Here is a 20,851-nt window from a genome sequence, read left to right as displayed (position 1 = left end):
ATCAGAGCACGATGTGCTCCGCACGGACCGGTGCCTGCATGAATGTGGCAGCAAGATCAGTGAACTTATCGGGATTCTCGGTGGTCAGATAAGTGCATGAGCCTCCACGGGTGCATTTGGCATCCATCTCCGGGTGGCGGTTCAGATAGTCGCGCAGACTGGCCGCAACGAGTTCACCCTGGGTGACGATTGTGGCGCGGTCGGCAACCTGACGGCGGATTTTCTCGATGAGAAGAGGATAGTGGGTGCAACCGAGGATGATGGTGTCGATTTCCGGCTCCTGGGCAAACAGTTCCTCGACATACTTCTCCACGAAGTAGTCGGCACCGGGTGAGTCATACTCGCGGTTCTCGACGAGAGGAACCCACATCGGACATTCGACCGAGACGGTGCGGAACTGAGGGAAGAATTTTGCAATCTCGATGTCGTAGGTGCCTGAGCTGACGGTACCCGGGGTTCCGAGGATGCCGATGTTGCCGTTCTTGCTGATTGAGCCGAGGGCTTCGACTGTGGGCACAATCACACCAAGCACACGGCGCGAGCTGTCCCATCCCGGAAGGTCCTTCTGCTGGATGGAGCGGAGAGCCTTGGCTGAGGCGGTGTTGCAGGCGAGGATGACGAGATGGCAACCGCGCGCAAACAGGGCCTCGACGGCCTCGCGGGTAAACTCATAGACCACATCGAACGAGCGCGTGCCGTAAGGGGTACGGGCATTGTCGCCGAGATACACATAGTCATATTCGGGAAGAGCCTCACGAATTTCTTTGAGTATGGTCAGGCCACCGTAGCCTGAGTCAAAAACGCCGATAGGGCCGGGTGATGATGGAAACATAGTCGAGCTGTGATTAAATTGATGATGAAGAGATTGCAGTGGTGGATTTTTGCAGCAATCTCCGACTGCAAGGAAAACGCCCTACAGCCGGAGATAGTTTAGGATATGGAAATGTTTTTCAATTCCTGTTGGTGGGGATGTCAGTCCGTCGGTCAGGCGACAACGGTGAGGAGGTAATCGTAGAAGTAGCTTACGATACCGAGACCGATGATGCCTGCAACGCAGATCCACATGCCGAGGCGCTCGGAGCAAGCCGAACGGAAGGTGGCGATGGGATTCTCGCTGTCATTGATGAACATTGCCTTCACAACAAGGAGGTAGTAGTAGAGGGAGATGATGGTGTTGATGAGGGCGATGAGCACGAGGACATAGAGAGCTGTCGAGTTAGTCCCGTTGAGTGTCGAGGTGAACACGAAGAACTTGCTGAAGAAGCCTGCGAAGGGGGGAATACCTGCAAGCGAGAACATGGCAAGCATCATTGTCACCGAGAGGCGGGGATTGGTCTTGTAGAGACCGTTGTAGTCAGTCATCTCAATCTTGCCTGTAGCATTCTCGATGGCCCCGATGACACCGAAGGCAGCGAGGTTGGAGAAGATGTAGACAAGAGTGTAGAACATGAGGGCTGACACACCCATACCGTTGTTGCCGACGATGGCAAGCATGATGTAACCGGCCTGCGAGATTGACGAGAAGGCAAGGAAGCGCTTCATGTTCTTCTGGCGCATGGCGAAGAGGTTACCGATGGTGATGGTGAGGATGATGAGTCCGTAGAGCATCCATTCCCATGCTGCCTCGTAGACAGAACCGAACACTGTGGTGAGCACCACGAGGAAGGCGAAAGCAGCCGAGCCCTTGGAAATCACCGAGAGATATGAAGTGACGGATGTGGGGGCACCCTGATAGACGTCAGCGGTCCAGAGGTGGAAGGGAACAAGTGAAATCTTGAAACCGAAACCGGAGATGACGAATGCGAGAGCCACTGCAAGCATGACACCCATATTGCCGTGGATGGCGGATGCGATGCCCTGATAGTAGAGAGTGCCGGCGATGCCGTAGACAAACGAAAGACCCATCAGGAGCACAGCCGACGAGAAGACGGCGGTGAGGACATACTTGATGGCTGCCTCATGGCTCTCATAGCGGTGCTTGTCGAAAGCGACGAGCGCGCAGAGGGGGAGCGAGGCGGTTTCGAGACCGATGATGAACATCAGGAAGTGGCGGCTCGAAATCATCAGATACATGCCGAAGAGGGTCAGGAGAATCAACTCATAGAATTCACCGCGGCGGATCGAGGTAAATTCCGAGTTGGCCCATTTGAGTGACTGGATGAGAACAATGAGGGCACCTACATTGAGAATGTTCTTGATAGCCACGATGACGGGCGACGAGAAATACATTCCTGCGAAGGCCGAGGTTGCGGGCTGACATGACTGCCAGAAGCCGAAGGCGGTGACAGCCGCCATGAGCACACATGCAATCACGGGAACGCTCTTTGCAGCCTTGGGTGAGCAGAAGGTGTCGTAAAGGAAGACTAATAGGAATACGATTAACAATCCTATTTCCTGCTTGAGTGCTAAAAACTGTGAGTAATCCATTGCTATTAATCTGTGATTAGTTCAGGCCGATAACGGTGAAGATTTCGGGGCTGAAAGTGAACTTGATGAGATCAGCGAAGAAGTTGGGGAAGAGACCGATGCCGGCAACGCAGACGATGAGTCCGGCGGTTGCGACACGCTCCCACCACTTGGCGTCGGTGAGGGTCAGGTGGTGCTCGTCATAGACGGGACCGTAGAGCAGCTTGCCGACAACGCGGAGAATATAGACCGCGGTGGTGACGATAGAGCTGCAGGCCACGATGACGAAGATGCGGTGGAAGAGGTCAGTATGTTCGAACGAACCGACGAAGATTGTCATTTCGGCAACGAAGCCCGAGAGACCGGGAAGACCGAGCGATGCCATACCTGCAATCACATAGCAGACAGAGAGGTAAGGCAGAATCTGCATCATACCGCCCATCTCGCGGATGTCGCGGGTATGGGTACGTCCGTAAATCATACCGATGAGGGCGAAGAAGAGGGCTGTCATGAGACCGTGGGAGAGCATCTGCATGATTGCACCAGTCATCGCTGTGGTGTTGAGCATGAGGATGGCGAAGAGCACCAGACCGCAGTGCGACACGGACGAATAGGCATTGATGTACTTGAGGTCATTCTGGACGCAAGCGCTGAACGCACCGTAGACAACCGAGATACCTGTGAGGATAAGGAAAATCCAGGCGAGTTCATTTGCAGCGTGGGGCATGAGGAAGATGGCGACACGGAAGCAACCGTAGCCACCGAGTTTCATGAGCACACCAGCGTGGAGCATAGACACGGCAGTCGGGGCTGAAGCGTGACCGTCGGGCGACCATGTGTGGAAGGGGAACATGGCACCGAGGACACCGAAGCCGACGAAGGTCATCGGGAAGAGGAACTTTTGCCAGCCGTGGCTGATGGCGTCGTTCTGAGCGATTTCAAGGATGTTCCATGTGAGGTTGCCGTCAACTGCGGAGTGGTAGTAGATACCGATGAGACCGAGCATGAGGAAGGCTGAACCACCCATGAGCATAAGGGTAAGCTTCATAGCCGAGTAGTTCTTGTTGCCGCTACCCCAGACACCGATGAGAAGATACATCGGGATGAGGGCGACCTCATAGAACATGAACATCGTGAAGAGGTCGATTGAGATGAAGAAGCCGTAGACACCGGTCGAGAGAAGGATGAGCCAGAGGAAGAACTCCTTGGGCTGGGGAATCTCCCACGATGCGAAGCTACCTGTTATAAGGATGATGCCTGTGAGGATGAGCATGGCGATGGAGATACCGTCGACACCCACGGCAAGATTGATGTTGAGGGGTGCGAACCACTGCCACGAATCAACCCAGAGCATGGGTTCGGTGGCTCCGGCGGCGCGGAGTGCGAGGTAGTCAACGAGGAGCCAGACCGAGAGGGCGGTCAGAGCGACCGAGCCCGTGACGGCCACTGCGCGAATCTGCTTGATGTTCCGGCAGAGGGCGAGCCCCAGCATCATGACCAGGGGTATCACCACAAAGTAAATTAATATATTGGAAAACATATCGTTACTATAAATTTCAGCTACTTGATTGACAGTTTCAGAGGACACACACTGCGACGATTAGACCAAGGACAACAGCACCGATGAGGTACCACCAGATATACATCTGTACCTTGCCGCTCTGGAATCCCTTGATGGCGACGGATGCCTTGTTGGTGACGTAGGCGAAGCCATCCATAGTGCCGTCGATGACATGACGGTCAAACCATGCGATAGGCTTGCAGATACCGTCGAAGATGATGCGGCGGGTGATGAAGAGATAGATTTCATCCCAGTAGAAGCGGCGGTGAGCGGCAGTCCAGAGCCAGCGGCAGGAGTCGGCCATGCGGCGGGGCTTGTCGTTCTCCTTTGCGTAGAGCCACATCGCGAAGAGAATCGAGATGAGAGCGATACCGATGCTTGATCCGGCAACTGCCCAATCGAGGTGGATGATATACTCATGACCGTCGAATGTCACAAACTTGCCGAAGGGTATGAAACCGCAGACAGTCGAGACGATTGCGAGGAAAATCAGAGGGAATGACATCGCGATGCCCGGATCGTGGGGCAGATGTCCGTGATGTTCCTTTGCGTAGTCAGGATTGTTCCACCAGAATACGAGGAAGTACATACGGAACATATAGAAAGCGGTCATTGCAGCCACCATCATCATCCATGCGCCCCAGAACCAGTTGTTGTGGAAGCAAGCGGCAAGAATTTCGTCCTTCGAGAAGAAACCTGCGAAGGGAGGAATACCGGCGATTGCGAGGCAGCCGATGAGGAAGGTGATGTGGGTGATGGGCATGTACTTGCGGAGGCCACCCATTGCGGTGTAGTTGTTGGAGTGTACGGCGTGGATGAGCGCACCTGCACCGAGGAAGAGGAGGGCCTTGAACATCGCGTGGGTGAAGAGGTGGAACATGGAGGCCATGTAACCGAGACCTTCGTGGATGGCTACATTGTTGCGAGAGGCAACGCCGAGCGACACCATCATGAAGGCAATCTGCGAGATTGTCGAGAAAGCAAGGATACGCTTGATGTCAATCTGTGCGCAGGCAACCATAGCGGCATAGAAGGCTGTGGCGGCACCGACAACTGTGATGAACATCAGGGCTGCATCCTCAAGCATGTAGAGCGGGAAGAGACGGGCCACGAGATAGACACCTGCCACAACCATGGTAGCGGCGTGGATGAGGGCCGAAACGGGGGTCGGGCCTTCCATCGCGTCGGGGAGCCAGATGTGGAGGGGAAGCATGGCTGATTTACCCATACCGCCGGTGAAGATGAGCACGAGGGCCCAAGTGAGAACCGAAGCACCCATGAAAGTTGCGCCGCCGAAGCTTGCGAGAACGCCCTGAGGATTCTGGGTCATCGGGAGGAAGTCGAGCTGCTGAGTGTAGAACGACAGGACAAGGATACCGATGAGGAAGCCGAGGTCGGCGAAACGGGTGACGATGAATGCTTTCTTACAAGCTGAGATGGCCGAAGGAAGGGTGTAGAAGAAACCGATGAGGAGGAACGATGATGCACCCACGAGCTCCCAGAAGATGTACATCTGGAAAATGTTGGTTGCGACAACGAGACCGAGCATCGAGAAGCTGAAGAGCGAAAGGAAAGCGTAGTAGCGCTGGAAACCTTTCTCACCCTCCATGTAGCCGAGCGAGTAGATGTGGACCATGAATGAAATCGTCGGGATGACGATGAGCATCAGGGCAGAAATCGGGTCGAGAAGGAAACCGAGCTTGATGGCGAGGTTGGGAGTGAACTGCAACCAGGTCTGGTTGAAGACCACATACTGCAGACGGGTTGTGCCGTCAATGAATTCGGGGTTTCCTGAGAAGTAATAGGTGAACGCCGTGTAATAGGACAAGACCAACACGGTTCCCATGCCGAGCGAACCAAGGGTGCCGGCGAGTTTGTGACTCATCTTGACTCCCCCGAGTCCCAGCAGAAGGAACATGAACAGGGGTATTGCCAATATAAGAATAGGTATTGTAATATCCATAGGGCGTGATTAATTTTTCATTTTAGTTGCGTCGCGGACGTCAATGTTTTTGCTGACCCTGAAGAGGTTGATGATGATGGCGATTGCAAGCGCTGTCTCGGCTGCGGCAATGGCGATACCGAAGAGCGTGAACATCCATCCCTCCATCGAGGTTGGGAAAAGATAGCGGTTGAAGACCACAAAGTTGATGTCGACCGCGTTGAGCATAAGTTCAAGCGATACGAGCATGGCGATCATGTTGCGACGGGTGAGGAAGCCGTAGACGCCGCAGCAAAACATCACGAGTGACGGGACGAGATACCAAATCAAAGTAATATCCATGGCGGGAATTGTGATTAGCGTTTACGGGCGATGACAACGCCACCGATTATACATGCGAGTAACAACACACTGACTGCCTCGAAGGGGAGCAGATACTGCTCATAGCCTGTACCGAGCATGGCCTCACCGATGCGGTGCATGGTCGGGTTGGACATGGAGGGGAGCGACGTGAAGATGTCGTCGCAGCGCGAGCAGAGAGCCCAGCCGCAAGCACCGGCAGCGCAGAGCGCACCCACCAGACCGAGGAGTTTTTTTCTTGAAGCTAACTGTTCACTGTTGTCACCGGGATGCGTGGTAAGCAGGATTGCAAACACGAAGAGGACCACAATACCACCGGCATAGACAGCAATCTGCACAGCGCCGAGGAACTCATAGTCGAGTTTGAAGTAGAGGGCGGCGGTGGCAAAAAGCACGAAAAGCAGATATGTGGCCGCGCGCAGGATCTTGCGCGTGGTGACAGTCAGTACCGAGAAGATGATAATCGCGAGAGCGATTATCCAGTAACAAATTGTACTTCCTACTGATTCCATATACTGTGATAGTAATTAATTTTGCTGTTATTTGGCTTCCGGGGCCTTTCCGGCCTCGCGCTGTGCTTTGAGGGCGGCAGCTTTTTCGAGCGCCGCACGGATTTTGGCTTCCTTCACGGGGTCACCGGCTGCAGCTGCGAGAGCTTTGGCGGCGGCATCGTTTGCCTCAGGAGCAGGAGCGGCCTTGGGGGCGGGAGCTGCGGCATCGGCAGCCTTGGGAGCGGCACCGGCAGCAGCTGCGGCGGCAGCCTTCTTAGCCTCTGCGGCAGCCTTGGCGGCGGCGATCTTCGCCTCCTTCTCAGCCTTCATCCGGGCGATTTCCTCGGGTGTGGGCTGCGGCTCTTCTTTTTCAGGAAGATAGTTGAGCTTCCTCAGGAGTTTACCACGCGTGAATACGGCCTGCTCGAAGTCATTGCTGAACTCAAGAGCGTCGGTCGGACAGTTTGTGACACAGAGCTGACAGAATGTGCAGCTTCCGAGGTCATACATGTACTTGTCAAGCTTCTTTTTCTTCTTACCGTCCCATGTCTCGACGGTGTTGATACCGAGAGAGATGGTGTTGTTGGGACAAACGCGCTCGCAAGTTCCGCAGGCGATACACTTATGGTCGCCCTGATCGTCATATTTGAGGGTCAGGACAGCCCTGAAGCGGTCGGCAACGGGGAGATTGTCGCGGTTGTCGGGATACTCTTCGGTAATTTTGGGGGTGACAAATTCCTTACCGGTCACCTGCATACCTTTAATAAGGCTTGCAATGCCGGAGCCAAGATTTGAGAAATACTCTTTTACACTTCCCATGTCGGTTTATTATCTGTATATGCTATTATAATTCTGTATGGATGGTGACTGTGACGGTGGTCGGGATCAATCGTTCTTGACCTGACCGCCGACAATGTCGAGGAGTTCGGTCGTGATGCTCTGCTGACGCAGCTTGTTGTATTCGAGACGCAGTTGCTCGAGGAGTTTCTTCGCATTGTCGTTGGCGCTCTGCATGGCCATGATTCGCGCAGCCTGCTCGGAGGCACGGTTCTCGGTGAAGACCTCCTGCATCACAGCGAGGAGGAACATCGGGAGGACCGAGACGAAAATCGTGGCGGCATCCGGCTCGAAGATGTAGGGACGGCAGGAGGCCTTGACACCCTCGCCCGCAAACATCGTGGAGCTGACGGGAAGGAGCGGATCGCACTTGACGCGCTGACGGCTCACTGACTGGAAATTCATGTAGAGAAGCTCCACACGGTCAAAATCACCGGCGATGAAGCGCTCCTCCAGACGGCGTGTGAGAGCCTTGACGGCCTCGCCGTTGGATTTGGAATCGATACCGGCCGGAACCTCTACCTTGACTCCGGGGAGGGCCATGCGGCTGGTCGCCTTCACCATCTTTGCGCCGACGGGGAGGACAGTAATCCTGACCGAAGCGCCGAACTTCTCGCGATAGGCCTTGACGGTGGCGAGCAGTTCCTTAAAGATGTTGATGTTGTAGGCACCGCAGAGACCGTCGTCAGAACCGAGCACCATGACGGCGATTGAATTGACCTCGCGTTCGTCCGTGAGGGGTGACGAGAACTCAGCATCTGCCGAAAGGAGATTGCCGATGATATTCTCTATCTGCTGTCGGAAAGGCAGCAGACGGCGCAGATCAGACTCGGCGCGGTGCATTTTGGCCGAGGAAATCATCTTCATGGCACCGGTGATTTTCTCACTCGAAGCCACGGAGCCGATGCGTCCTTTAAGTTCGCGAAGTGTAGCCATAGTGGTATCTGACTGTCAGTGGGGTTATATGCGTTGATTGAGGAGTTGATTCTTTATTTGTAGGAGCCGGAGATTTCGGCGGCTGCGGCGGTGAGCTTTGAAGTGACGTCGTCGTCGAGCTTTCCGGCGCGGATGGCCTCCATGACCTCGGGATACTTGGTGCTGACGAGCTGGAGGAAGTTTTTCTCAAACTCGGACACCTTGTCGAGAGGCACATTCTCAAGCAATCCCTTTGTGCCGCAGAAGATGACTGCGACCTCGTCCTCGACCTTCATCGGGGAGTACTGGGGCTGGATGAGGAGGCGTTCGTTCTTGCGGCCCTTGTCGATGACGCGGGCGGTCACGGGGTCGATGTCGCCACCGAACTTGGTGAACGATTCGAGCTCGCGGAACTGTGCCTGGTCAATCTTCAGCGTACCTGCCACCTTCTTCATTGACTTGATCTGAGCGTTACCACCCACACGCGATACGGAGATACCCACGTTGATGGCGGGACGGATACCACGGTTGAAGAGGGCGGTCTCAAGGAAGATCTGACCGTCGGTGATAGAGATAACGTTGGTCGGGATGTAGGCCGACACGTCGCCTGCCTGAGTCTCGATGATAGGAAGGGCGGTGAGCGAACCTCCACCCTTCACCTTGCCTTTGAGCGACTCGGGGAGGTCGTTCATATTCTCGGCCACCTGCTGGTTGTCGATGATTTTAGCAGCACGTTCAAGCAGACGGCTGTGGAGATAGAAGATGTCGCCCGGATATGCCTCGCGGCCCGAAGGACGCTTGAGCACGAGTGAGATCTCGCGGTAGGCCACGGCCTGCTTCGAGAGGTCATCGTAGACGATGAGGGCGTCGCGGCCTGTGTCGCGGATGAATTCGCCGATTGCAACTCCGGCAAAGGGAGCGTAGTAACGCATCGAAGCGGAGTCTGCGGCGGTTGCGGCTACGACCACGGTGTAGTCGAGGGCGCCATGCTGGCGGAGGGTCTCGACGGTGGAGGCAACCGATGATGCTTTCTGGCCAATGGCCACATATATACAGTAGACAGGCTTTCCGGCCTCGAAGTTGGCACGCTGGTTGATGATGGTGTCGATTGCAATGGCAGTTTTGCCAATCTGGCGGTCACCGATGATGAGCTCGCGCTGACCGCGACCTATGGGCACCATGGAGTCGATGGCCTTGAGACCGGTCTGAAGCGGCTGCTTCACGGGCTGACGGAAGATTACGCCCGGAGCCTTGCGCTCAAGGGGCATGGGGAGAAGGTCGCCCTGGATGGGACCGCGACCGTCGATGGGCTCGCCGAGAACGTTGATGACACGGCCGAAGACACCGTCGCCAACGTGGATGGAGGCAATCTCGCCGGTGCGCTTCACGGTCATGTTTTCCGTAACGGCATTAACATTATTGAGCAGGATGACACCTACGTTGCTCTCCTCCAGGTTGAGGGCCACACCTTTCACTCCGTTTTCGAATTCTACAAGCTCGTTCGCGCAGACATTGTCGAGGCCGTAGACACGGGCCACACCGTCGCCGACTTCAAGGACAACTCCGGTCTCCTCGAAGGATACCTTGGAGTTGATATTCTCCAGTTGCTGTTTTAATACCTGAGAAATCTCGCTTGGGTTAATCATTGTAATATATGGGGTGTGAAAATGGTTAGTTGCTTAAAAGTTTTATACGCAATTGCTTGAGCTCATCGGCCACGGAAGCGTCGAGCTTCTCGTTGTTGATTGTGACAGTGAAGCCACCGATGAGATCAGGGTCGACGCGATGGTGATATTCCATCGTTCCGCCGTTGAGGTGGCGCTCGATGAGCGCTTTCAGACGATCCTCCTCAGCTGCACCCATGGGAGCGGCCGATGTGACGGTCACAAGGTAGATGCGGTGCTCGCTACGGTAGATTTTCATATAGGCGAGTGCTATGTCGCGGGCAGCGTCGAGACGGTTGTTCTCGGTCAGGAGCTGCAGGAAGCGCGCATAGACTTCATCCTTGGCTGTCGCACCGGCGGCGGAGGTGAGAAGTTTCACCTTGTCGGGTGCGGGGATGAAGGGATTGGCCACGGCCTGCTGGAGCGACGGCTCGGCGACAAAGGAGTTGTCGAGCGTATGCATTAGCTCGTAGATGCGCGCATCGGCGCCCTTTTCGGAGGCATACTCGAAAAGAGCCTTGGCGTAGCGGCTGGGGATGAGACCTTGGTTCATTGCGTGGAGATGAGAGCCTTAGAGGATGAGTAATCTTAAATGAGGGTTAATTTAATGTCGAGTCGAAGAGTCAGACCGGGAATGATTTCCGCCGCGTCTCCGGACCGGGGTGCCGGAGACGCAGGGGGAAGGATCAATTCTGTTTCTCCATCTCGTCGAGCAGGGAGCTGACGAGCTGTTCCTGAGCTTTCTCGTCCTTCATCTGGTTGCGCACCACCTTCTGGGCGATGTCGAGAGCGAAGGATGAGACTTCGTTGCGGAACTGCTGCTCGGCTTGTTTGCGTTCCTGTTCGATAGACACTTTGGCGGCGTCCATCACCTTCTTGGCCTCTGACTGTGCGGCGCTGCGGGCTTCGTCGATGATCTGTGATTTCATCCTGTCGGCCTCGCGCAGCATGTCGGCCTGCTGGCGACGTGCGTCGGCTATGTATTTATCCGCCTCTTCGCGGGCATGGTCAAGCTGTTGTTTGGCATTTTGAGCATACTCCACACCTTTGTCGATGAGGTCGGCTCGGTCAGACACTCCTTTCATGATCACCGGCCAGCCCCACTTCCACAGAATGAAGAAGAGGATGGCGAATGACACGAACATCCAGAATACCAGACCGAAATCAGGCGTGAAAAGTTCCATCTTTCAAATGATTGAAGTTTGGATTAGCCCACAAACATTGCGAGGATACAAACGATGACAGCAAAGAGGGCCACACCTTCGATAAGGGCGGCGATTACGATCATGTTACTGCGGATGTCGCCGGTTGATTCGGGCTGACGGGCGATAGCTTCCATGGCCGAGCCACCGATTTTACCGATGCCGATACCGGCACCAATTGCTGCGATTGCTGCACCGATACATACGCCGATGCCGAGGGTTCCTTCGATAGCTGCTAAAATCATTGCTAACATAATTGCGGGAGATTAAAGGGTTTGTTTGTAAGTATATTTTTTTAAGTTATGCAGGGTTGGTTGCCGGGGCTTTCGGGGCCTCGGCGGGAGTTGCGGCTGCGTCGTGGGCTTCATCCTTCTTGTGCTCGCCGTGGCCGTCCTCCTGCCCGAGGGCGATGAAGAGGGTCGAGAGCATGGTGAATACGTAGGCCTGGATGAAGCTGACAAGAACGTCAATCAGGAGCATGAACACCGAGAAGATGATGCTGACAACTGCCGTCGCGCCTGTCACCGCCGGACCCATCGCCGCGAAAATGAAGATGAGGAGCGTGAGCACGATGACAATCATGTGGCCACCCATCATGTTGGCGAACAGACGGACCGTGAGGGCCGCGGGCTTGGTGAAGATACCGAAGATTTCGATAACCGGCATGATGGGGAGGGGCCATTTCAGCCACCAGGGCACATCGGGATTGAAGATTTCCTTCCAATAGTGCTTCGTTGCGAAGATGTTGGTGATAAGGAAGGTGATGATGGCGAGGACGAGGGTCACTGCAATGTTGCCTGTGAGGTTCGCGCCACCGGGGAAAATCACGATGAGGCCCAGAAGGTTCATCACGAGGATGAAGAAGAACACCGTCAGGAGATAGGGCGCAAACTTGTTGGCCTTGTCCTTGAGTGTGGGCTTGATGACACCGTCGTAGATGAAGAGAATCACGAATTCGACCGCTCCGGTCATCTTGCGCGGGCCCTTCATGCCCTGGGTGCGGTGCCAGCGGGCAACCGACATGATGGCCCATATCACGAGAAGCACGGCGATGAACACACCGCAGACATTCTTGGTGATGGAGATGTCGATGGTCGGTTTCACCTCCTTGCCGTCGATAATCTCGACTACCTTGCCCTTGTAGGGGCTGTCCTTGCCGGCCACCTTGAATTCGGCATTGCCGTCGCGGTAGGTCTCACCATGCTCGACACGGGCAGATGAGAACACATGAAGGCCGTCGGAACCCCAGACAATGACAGGGAGGGGGATGGACTTATGGTGATTGAAAGGCACTTCCCAACCGTAGCGGTCGCCGAGGTGCTCGAAGATGATTCCCTGCGCATCGACCGCACCGCTCTTCTCCTCGGTCGAATCGGCGGGATGGCTTTCGGAAGCCGCCGCCCCGAGGGGAAGCAGGATGGCCACGATGGCCAGGAGTAGGGATGTGAATATGTTTCGTTTCATCGTCACCATAGTTTAATAGATGCAGACCGACACGATATTCGAGTCAACGTCGACGATTCCGCCCTCAACGGTGACCTTGTGTTCCTCGCCGTCGGCAGCCGTGTAGCGGATGTCGCCGGGTGTGAGGGTTGAGATAAGGGCCGCGTGGCCGGGAAGTACGGTGAAAGCGCCCATGGCACCCGGAAGGTGCACCACTTTGACTTCACCCTGAAAGACGATGTCTTCGGCCGATATGACTTTGAGTATCATTGCTGTGTCTGCTGATGAGTTTGAGAGACTTTGTTAAATCTGCGTTTTCTTACTTCGCAACTTCGGCAAGGAGTTTCTTGCCCTTTTCGATGGCTTCGTCGATTGTGCCGACGTTGAGGAACGCCTGTTCGGGATACTCATCCATTTCGCCTGAAAGAATCATCTTGAAGCCACGGATGGTTTCGCTCAGAGGCACCATGACACCGGGAAGACCGGTGAACTGCTCGGCAACGTGGAAGGGCTGCGAGAGGAAGCGCTGCGCGCGGCGGGCGCGGGAAACGACGAGCTTGTCGTCATCGGAAAGTTCATCGACACCGAGGATGGCGATGATGTCCTGAAGCTCGTTGTATTTCTGGAGAAGCTGCTTGACGGCCTGTGCGGTGTTGTAGTGGTCCTCGCCGATGATGTTGGGGTCGAGGATTCGCGAGGTCGATTCGAGGGGGTCGACGGCGGGGTAGATACCGAGCTCGGAAATCTTACGCGAGAGCACTGTTGTCGCGTCAAGGAAGCTGAATGTTGTCGCGGGAGCCGGGTCGGTCAAGTCGTCGGCAGGCACATAGATGGCCTGGACAGAGGTAATCGAACCGTTCTTGGTCGAAGTGATTCGCTCTTGGAGGGCACCCATTTCAGAGGCGAGGGTAGGCTGGTAACCTACGGCGGAGGGCATACGGCCGAGAAGTGCCGACACCTCCGAACCTGCCTGGGTGAAACGGAAGATGTTGTCGATGAAGAGAAGGATGTCCTTACCGCCACCGTCCTGATCGCGGAACTGCTCGGCGACCGTAAGACCTGAAAGAGCCACACGCAGACGTGCGCCCGGGGGTTCGTTCATCTGGCCGAACACGAGGGTTGCCTGCGACTGGGCCACCTGGTCCATGTCGACGTCGGCAAGATTCCACTCGCCCTTCTCCATGCCTTCCTCAAACTTCTTGCCATACTTCATGACACCGCTCTCGATCATCTCGCGGAGGAGGTCGTTACCCTCGCGGGTACGTTCGCCCACACCGGTGAACACCGAGAAGCCGCTGTGGCCTTTGGCGATGTTGTTGATGAGCTCCATGATGAGCACTGTCTTGCCCACACCTGCACCACCGAACAGACCAATCTTGCCACCCTTGCTGTAGGGTTCGAGAAGGTCGATGACCTTGATACCGGTGAAGAGAATCTCGGTGCCGATTGTGAGGTCGTCGAACTTCGGCGCGGGCTGATGGATGGGACGGAGGTTGTCGCGGTCAAGCTCGGGCAGACGGTCGATGGCATCGCCGAGGACGTTGAGCAGACGGCCTTTCACCTGGTCTCCCGTGGGGACCGCAATCGGACGCTCAAGGTTGTCGACGCGCATACCACGACGAAGACCGTCGGTACTTTCCATCGACACGCAGCGGACGGTGTCCTCACCGATATGCTGCTCGACTTCGAGGATGGTCTCCGCACCGTTGTCGGAAGTGACACGGAGGGCTGTATAGATGGGCGGGATGATGTTGTCATCACCTTCGAAAATCACGTCGACCACCGGGCCGATGACTTGGGCGATTTTGCCGTATTTTTCACTCATCGCGTTTAGATTTTTTGGCAGGCAGACCGGCCTTATGTGAGGGACAGGCTGCGTGGTAGTGGGTTAGAGTTTTGAGGAAATTATCTTAGAGGTAAAGCTTGAAGGTCACGATAAGGACCATAAGCACGAGGTTGAAGAGGTTGATGGGGAGGAGGTATTTCCACTCCAGTGTGAGAAGCTGGTCGATTCGCAGACGGGGGAAAGTCCACTTGAACCAGATGATGATGAATGAGAGCACGATGGCCTTGCCGATGAACCAGATGAACGAGGGGATATAGTCCATAATCTGGTTGAAGGCATCGAGACCGGGGATATGGAGCGGCATCCAGCCTCCGAAGAAGAGGAGCGCGGCCACGCCGGAAACGATGAAGAGGTTGAGGTACTCGGCGAGATAGAAGAAACCGAAGTGGATACCGGAGTACTCGGTGTGGTAACCGGCGGTAAGCTCACTTTCAGCTTCGGGAAGGTCAAACGGGCCACGGTTGGTCTCGGCCGTACCGGCAATCATGAAAATCACGAAAGCGATGATGGCGGGGATATGGCCGGAGAAGATGAACCAGAGATGGTTCTGAGCCTCGACGATTCCACCGACCGACATTGTGCCGGCCATCACGACCATCGTCACCACGCAGAGACCCATGGAAAGCTCATAGCTGACCATCTGGGCACCCGAACGGAGCGCACCGATGAGGGTGAACTTGTTGTTTGACGACCATCCTGCCAGAAGGATACCGAGAACGCCGATGGACGACACGGCAAGCAGGAAGAAGATGCCGACATTGAAATCGATAATCTGCAAGCCGTTACCCCACGGGAGGACAGCAAAGGCGAGCATTGAGGCGATGATCACGAGATAGGGAGCGAGGGCGAAGAGGAATTTGTCGATATGGTTCAGCGAGATAAGCTCCTTGATGAGAATCTTGAACATATCGGCGATACTCTGCATCAAGCCCCAGGGGCCTACGCGGTTAGGGCCGAGACGGCACTGGAAGTAGGCACACACCTTACGCTCGAAGAGGATATAGAACAGCGCGAGCACTGCATAGAGCAGCATCAGGCCAACTCCGATGAGCAGGCACTCAAGGGTGACTGCGGCCCATTCGGGGATATAGTCAGTGAGGAAGGAGTGAAGCCATGCGGTTCCGACTGATAGGTCTTGCATAATGTCTATTTGAAAATTACTTTTTATTCTCTCTGTGTTAGTTCACTCTTGTGGAAAATTCCATTGCAATGCCGGGGCTTAACGGTCAATGTCGGGGACAATGTAGTCAAGCGAGCCGCCGATAGTGATAAGGTCGGCGATCTTCTGGCCCTCGGTGATGTGGTCAACGACTGCGGCTGCGGGGAGACAGGGGGTGGCGAGCTTCAGACGATAGGGATTGACGGTGCCGTCGCTCTCGAGATATACGCCGAATGTGCCGCGGCAACCCTCGACCATCTTGAACCAGTGGCCGGCAGGGAGCTTAATCACCTTGGGAACCTTCACGCAGTAGTCACCCTCGGGAATATTGTCGATGAGCTGCTCGATGATGCGCGCGCTCTGGACCATCTCGTCCATGCGCACCTTGAAGCGGGCCATCGAGTCGCCTTCCTCGCGCACGATTTCCTCGAAATCAAGCTCGGGGTAGATGCTGTAGGGGGCACACTTGCGTACGTCGCAAGCCCAGCCCGAACCGCGTCCGTTAGGACCGGTGACAGCCCATGAGATGGCATCGTGGCGGGTGAGCACACCGACGTTCTCCATACGGTTCTTGGCGATGACGTTGCCGGTGAAAATTTTGTTGTATTCCTTGATGTTGGCGGGGAGCACATCGAGAAGGGCATGTACGTCCTTGACGAAGTCGGGATGCAGGTCCTGCATCACACCGCCGATGCAATCATAGTTGAATGTCATGCGCGCGCCGCAGGTCTTCTCCATGATGTCGAGAATCTGTTCGCGGACACGCAAGGTGTAGAAGAGCATGGTGGTCGCACCGAGGTCCATGCAGTATGTGCCGATGAAGAGGCAGTGTGAAGCGATGCGCGAGAGCTCGTCCATGAGCACGCGGATCACCTGTGCGCGGCGCGAAATCTGGATTCCGGCAGCCTCCTCGATGAGCATACAGAGACAGTGGTGGTAGGGATGGGCCGAGAAGTAGTCGAGACGGTCCATGAAGTGGAGGGTCTGCGGATATGTGAGTCCCTCGCAGATTTTCTCGACACCACGGTGGATGTAGCCGAGATAGATGTCAATCTTCTTTATAATCTCACCGTCGACAGCCGTGCGGAAACGGAGCACACCGTGGGTTGCGGGGTGCTGCGGGCCGATGTTGACCACGAAATCCTCGGGCTTGAAGATGCGGCGCTCATGCTTCACGACCTTGCCGTCGGCATCCTCTGTCCACACATCGGTGAAGTCTGTCTGACGTTCGTTCTCGGTGGAGACGGGGTTGATGTTGGGGTCGTCGTTATAGTCCTTGCGCAAGGGATAGCCCTTCCAGTCGATGTTGAGGAAGAGGCGGCGCATGTCGGGATTATTGATGAAGATAATGCCGAAGAAGTCATAGACCTCGCGCTCGAATATGGTCGCGATGGCCCAGAGGTCATGGATCGAATGGATGAGGGGCTGCTCACGGTCACCGGTAGCCATCACCTTGACAGAGATGTGGGTGTTGTGCTTGGTGGATGTGAGGTAGTAGATACAGCCCATGCCGTTTTCCTTCCAGTCCATGCCGACGATGGTCACGAGGAAGTCAAAAGCGAGGTCACTGTCATCGCGGAGTGTCTTGGCGAAGTCATGCCACTTTGCGTCGGGGACGGTCACCTGCATGATGTCGCCATCTTCGATGACGGCCTCGGGCAACACGGTTGAAATCTTTTCCCGGATGTTGGACATAATATATAATAAGGTGTATGAACGTTATTCTTGATTCTTATTCTTTGCGGGGATGGTGGGTGGGATGTCTCAGTCGTTCACTCCGGGGACCGGGTGAGCCTTGAGGAATTCTTCCTGCTTCTCCTGACGGTTCACGCCGCCGAAGAATTTCTCCACCTTGATTTTGCGCGAGAGCTGCATGATGCCGTAGATCATTGCCTCGGGACGGGGAGGACAGCCGGGGATGAATACGTCGACCGGAACGATGTCCTCGATACCCATAGCCACATGGTAGCTCTTCTTGAAGGGACCGCCGGAGATGGCGCAGCTTCCGCAAGCGATGACATATTTGGGTTCGGCGAGCTGATCATAGAGACGGCGGAACACAGGCACCATGCGGTGTACGATGGTTCCGGCCACCATCATGAAGTCGGCCTGACGGGGCGAGGCACGGGCAACTTCCCATCCGAAACGCGCCATGTCGTAGCGCGCCGCTCCGAGCGACACAAATTCGATGCCGCAGCAACTGGTGGCGAAGGTGAGCGGCCAGATGGAGTTGGAACGCCCCCAGTTGATAAGTTTGTCAAGAGAACCGACAACCACGTTGGTGCCGCTCTCCTGAAGCTCCTTCACGAGCTTTTCAATGTATTCGTTGTCCTTCCATGCCTCATACGGCATACCTTTGGTGGTTACTTCCATTCAAGAGCTCCTTTCCGCCAGGCATATACGAGGCCCAGCACTATGATTCCAAAAAAGACTGCTATGGCTGTGAGGCCGGATGTTCCCAGCTCATGCACACGCACGGCCCAGGGATAGAGAAACACGGTCTCGACGTCAAACATCAGAAAGAGGATGGCGAAGAGATAGTAACCTACCTTGAACTGTGCCATTGATTCGCCACGGGTGGGGATACCACACTCGTAGGCCTCGCCTTTCTGCGGATTGAATGAGCGGGGAGAAATAAGTCCCGCAAGCCAAAGAGCTACAGCCACGAGAGCCACACCTGTCAGGAGGGCCACCACGGCTAAAGTCGCATTTTGAATTGCCAATGCTATCATATAGTGATAAATACTGATTTTGTTTCGAAGAAGCTGTGTATCATGGAGTTAGACGCCTCTCGACGGCCTTGTGGCCAAAGGGGGCATAAAACGCAGTGCAAATATACTGAAATTTTTCCGAAATCGCCCAAAAAATTCTGACTGTGTTGCAAATAAAAAATCCTAATTCTCCAACATTTCCCAAAATCCCCTCCAAGCCGAGAAGGGCTGGAACGGCACACAAGGCCGGCAACATAAGGCCGGGAAATGTGGGAAGGGTACATAAAGACAGAAGATCAGAAGGGACATAAGGATTTTCGGCTATCAGATTAACCGAAAAAACTTATGTCCCTTATAACTGAAAAAACTTATGTCTCTTCTGACCTTCTGTCTTTATGTGCCCTTCCAGCCTTCCGGACTATGTGCCCTTCCAGTCTTCAGGACTATGTGCCCTTCCAGCCTTCGGGACTATGTACCTTCCAGCCTTCCGGACTATGTGCCCTTCCAGCCTTCCGGACGATGTGCCATTCCAGCCTTCGGGACATCAGTATTTTTAGAAGTTATAGCCTACGGAGACGTTGAAATTGTTCCAGTGGTTGCCGACTCCGCTGACCACGTCCGTCAGACCCCACTGATACGACAGGCCGAACACGAAATTGCCGTAAGTATGCGATGCTCCGAGTCCGAGACCGGCATGGAAACGCTTGAATTCGTATGGGTCGTCAAACACATCGACCGATGCGCTCGTCTTTTGTCCACTATATTTCGTAGACGCTGTCATCTTGCCATAAACACCGAAGTCGAAATAGGGACCGAAGAAGATCTGTGTTGAGTTCAGCGCATCGAAATTGAGGTGATATGACAGATAGACTGGGAGTTCGATGAAATTCATGGTCATTCTGCAATCAGCAGATACAAGTCCACCATTTACATCTTCCACAATGTCACCCTTGCAGCCCTTTTGGGTAAAGAAAAGTCCGGAATTGATTGAAAAACTGCGGACGATATTGAAATCAGCCGACACACCGCCACGGAAACCGAATTTGGTCTTCGTATCCGAGGTATCCTCGCCGCCCATCGTGGCGATGTTCATACCTGCACGCACTCCTAAAGTGACGGTCTTCTCAGGTGCACCATTGTCCCATCCGACAGCCTGTGCCGAAGCACCGACAGACATAACAGCAGCCACTGCCGCAAGCAAAATTTTTTTCATAGTCAAATAGTTGAAAATGTGTTATGATGAATAATATTGAAATGCGTTATCGTGAACAATCAACATTGAAATGCGCTATCGTGAACAATATTGAAATGCATTATAGTGAACAATATCGGAATGAGCTATGGTGAACAATATTTATATTCAGACATGCAACGGGATTTATATTCAGACATGCAACGGGGCAAATGTAGCGTTTTTTTCGCACAACACTCCATTTTTAATCGACAAAATGCAGACAAGATTTAAAAATTCTTTAGCAACCGGCCAAAAATCATGCATTCAGATTAAAAAATCCGGATGGCAACCGGCAAGCTGCGCAGCGATGCGACATTCCTTCCCGGATGACAACCGGCAAGCCGCGCAGCAGCGATGCGACATTCCTTTCCCGGATGGCAACCAGTAAGCTGCGCAGCGATGCGACATTACCTCCCGGATGGCAGATAGTAAGCTGCGGAGCAGCGCTGCCGTAATAGCCCCGCATCGAGCGGCAACGCAATGAAGCCCGAAGGGCGGAATTGCGTGCCGCGAAGGTGTGTGGGTTATCGGTAGACCCATAGCGACGGGCATCGAAGATGTCCGATAATATCATCCCGAATAGCCCAACCATCATCCGCTATATTGGCCCTTTTCAAATAACAAAACATGGGATAGCCGGGCTTCTCTTCATTTCATATCACCAATTATTCGAATTATCCGTAGGCGCGCATTATTATTATCGGACATCTTCGATGCCCGTGGTAGGGATGACATCCATGTACCCACACACCTTCGCGGTGACGCAATTCCGCCCTGCGGGCTTCATTGCATCACCGCTCGATGCGGGGCTATTACGGCAGCGCTGCTCCGCAGCTTACTCATCGCCATCCGGACATCCCAATCACGACAAGAGCATCCGGATTTATATACCTATCATATAACAAATTTGCTATATTGCTCTACGCTAATGCGGAACGCGTTGTAGGGATTTCTTTTCAACACCTAAGAATGATTTTCAACACCCAAGAATGATTTTCTACATCCAAGAATTTTTTGAGGGTGTTGCAGAACTCACAAATTCGAGAAATTTACTTTTGTAATACATTGATTCGCAAGCGC

Annotated in this window: 21 protein-coding genes; 1 reads left to right on the top strand and 20 read right to left on the bottom strand. The window is 54.5% G+C overall.

Annotated features, from left to right (window positions below; genetic code table 11):
• Position 1: 1 nt before the first annotated feature.
• The 20 genes from murI to QZ310_RS08740 form a co-directional block, all read right to left on the bottom strand.
• Positions 2–832 (bottom strand): glutamate racemase, encoded by an 831-nt coding sequence (murI, locus tag QZ310_RS08835; protein WP_297072138.1) that lies wholly within the window; start codon positions 830–832, stop codon positions 2–4.
• 152 nt (positions 833–984) lie between these two features.
• A complete protein-coding gene (locus tag QZ310_RS08830) occupies positions 985–2,427 on the bottom strand; it encodes an NADH-quinone oxidoreductase subunit N (RefSeq protein WP_297072137.1) in 1,443 nt (480 codons plus the stop codon).
• A 16-nt stretch (positions 2,428–2,443) separates the two neighbouring features.
• On the bottom strand, positions 2,444–3,946 hold the full coding sequence (locus QZ310_RS08825; RefSeq protein ID WP_297072136.1) for a NuoM family protein: 1,503 nt from the start codon (positions 3,944–3,946) through the stop codon (positions 2,444–2,446).
• 37 nt (positions 3,947–3,983) lie between these two features.
• Positions 3,984–5,930: an NADH-quinone oxidoreductase subunit L gene (gene nuoL / locus QZ310_RS08820; RefSeq protein ID WP_297072135.1), complete on the bottom strand. Its 1,947-nt coding sequence runs from the start codon at positions 5,928–5,930 to the stop codon at positions 3,984–3,986.
• A gap of 9 nt (positions 5,931–5,939) precedes the next feature.
• Complete coding sequence (gene nuoK / locus QZ310_RS08815; protein WP_297072134.1) at positions 5,940–6,251, bottom strand: NADH-quinone oxidoreductase subunit NuoK; 312 nt, start codon at positions 6,249–6,251, stop codon at positions 5,940–5,942.
• Between the two features lie 14 nt (positions 6,252–6,265).
• Positions 6,266–6,781 (bottom strand): NADH-quinone oxidoreductase subunit J, encoded by a 516-nt coding sequence (locus QZ310_RS08810; protein WP_297072133.1) that lies wholly within the window; start codon positions 6,779–6,781, stop codon positions 6,266–6,268.
• Positions 6,782–6,808: 27 nt separating this feature from the next.
• The gene (locus QZ310_RS08805) at positions 6,809–7,579 is read right to left on the bottom strand and encodes a 4Fe-4S binding protein (RefSeq protein ID WP_297072132.1); all 771 of its coding nucleotides are present in this window, start codon (positions 7,577–7,579) and stop codon (positions 6,809–6,811) included.
• 66 nt (positions 7,580–7,645) lie between these two features.
• Positions 7,646–8,533 carry an ATP synthase F1 subunit gamma gene (gene atpG, locus QZ310_RS08800; RefSeq protein ID WP_297072131.1) on the bottom strand — a complete coding sequence of 296 codons (888 nt, stop codon included), beginning with the start codon at positions 8,531–8,533 and terminating at the stop codon, positions 7,646–7,648.
• Between the two features lie 53 nt (positions 8,534–8,586).
• Positions 8,587–10,158, bottom strand: a complete 1,572-nt coding sequence (gene atpA / locus QZ310_RS08795; RefSeq protein WP_297072130.1) for a F0F1 ATP synthase subunit alpha — start codon at positions 10,156–10,158, stop codon at positions 8,587–8,589.
• Between the two features lie 25 nt (positions 10,159–10,183).
• Entirely contained in the window at positions 10,184–10,729 is a 546-nt protein-coding gene (locus tag QZ310_RS08790; protein ID WP_297072129.1) for a F0F1 ATP synthase subunit delta, read from the bottom strand.
• 133 nt (positions 10,730–10,862) lie between these two features.
• Positions 10,863–11,360, bottom strand: coding sequence for a F0F1 ATP synthase subunit B (atpF, locus tag QZ310_RS08785; RefSeq protein WP_297072128.1), 498 nt, complete (start codon positions 11,358–11,360; stop codon positions 10,863–10,865).
• Between the two features lie 23 nt (positions 11,361–11,383).
• Complete coding sequence (atpE, locus tag QZ310_RS08780) at positions 11,384–11,632, bottom strand: ATP synthase F0 subunit C (RefSeq protein WP_107033115.1); 249 nt, start codon at positions 11,630–11,632, stop codon at positions 11,384–11,386.
• Positions 11,633–11,678: 46 nt separating this feature from the next.
• Positions 11,679–12,842: a F0F1 ATP synthase subunit A gene (gene atpB, locus QZ310_RS08775; protein WP_297072127.1), complete on the bottom strand. Its 1,164-nt coding sequence runs from the start codon at positions 12,840–12,842 to the stop codon at positions 11,679–11,681.
• Positions 12,843–12,854: 12 nt separating this feature from the next.
• The gene (gene atpC, locus QZ310_RS08770; RefSeq protein ID WP_297072126.1) at positions 12,855–13,091 is read right to left on the bottom strand and encodes an ATP synthase F1 subunit epsilon; all 237 of its coding nucleotides are present in this window, start codon (positions 13,089–13,091) and stop codon (positions 12,855–12,857) included.
• A 49-nt stretch (positions 13,092–13,140) separates the two neighbouring features.
• Positions 13,141–14,646: a F0F1 ATP synthase subunit beta gene (gene atpD, locus QZ310_RS08765; protein WP_297072125.1), complete on the bottom strand. Its 1,506-nt coding sequence runs from the start codon at positions 14,644–14,646 to the stop codon at positions 13,141–13,143.
• Between the two features lie 85 nt (positions 14,647–14,731).
• Entirely contained in the window at positions 14,732–15,808 is a 1,077-nt protein-coding gene (nuoH, locus tag QZ310_RS08760) for an NADH-quinone oxidoreductase subunit NuoH (protein WP_297072124.1), read from the bottom strand.
• Between the two features lie 78 nt (positions 15,809–15,886).
• Entirely contained in the window at positions 15,887–17,521 is a 1,635-nt protein-coding gene (locus tag QZ310_RS08755) for an NADH-quinone oxidoreductase subunit C (protein ID WP_297072123.1), read from the bottom strand.
• Positions 17,522–17,590: 69 nt separating this feature from the next.
• Positions 17,591–18,199 carry an NADH-quinone oxidoreductase subunit B gene (locus tag QZ310_RS08750; protein ID WP_297072122.1) on the bottom strand — a complete coding sequence of 203 codons (609 nt, stop codon included), beginning with the start codon at positions 18,197–18,199 and terminating at the stop codon, positions 17,591–17,593.
• The gene (locus QZ310_RS08745) at positions 18,190–18,543 is read right to left on the bottom strand and encodes an NADH-quinone oxidoreductase subunit A (protein WP_297072146.1); all 354 of its coding nucleotides are present in this window, start codon (positions 18,541–18,543) and stop codon (positions 18,190–18,192) included. Before QZ310_RS08745 ends, QZ310_RS08750 begins: the two co-directional genes overlap by 10 nt.
• A 547-nt stretch (positions 18,544–19,090) precedes the next feature.
• Complete coding sequence (locus tag QZ310_RS08740; protein WP_297072121.1) at positions 19,091–19,750, bottom strand: porin family protein; 660 nt, start codon at positions 19,748–19,750, stop codon at positions 19,091–19,093.
• A gap of 127 nt (positions 19,751–19,877) precedes the next feature.
• Between QZ310_RS08740 and QZ310_RS08735 the strand changes: the two genes are divergently transcribed.
• The gene (locus QZ310_RS08735; RefSeq protein ID WP_297072120.1) at positions 19,878–20,159 is read left to right on the top strand and encodes a hypothetical protein; all 282 of its coding nucleotides are present in this window, start codon (positions 19,878–19,880) and stop codon (positions 20,157–20,159) included.
• Positions 20,160–20,851 lie beyond the last annotated feature (692 nt).

It is taken from the genome of uncultured Duncaniella sp. (assembly GCF_910577345.1).
Classification (GTDB): Bacteria; Bacteroidota; Bacteroidia; order Bacteroidales; family Muribaculaceae; genus Duncaniella.
Note: the sequence above shows the minus strand (reverse complement) of the source record. Positions and strands in the feature narration are given on the sequence as shown.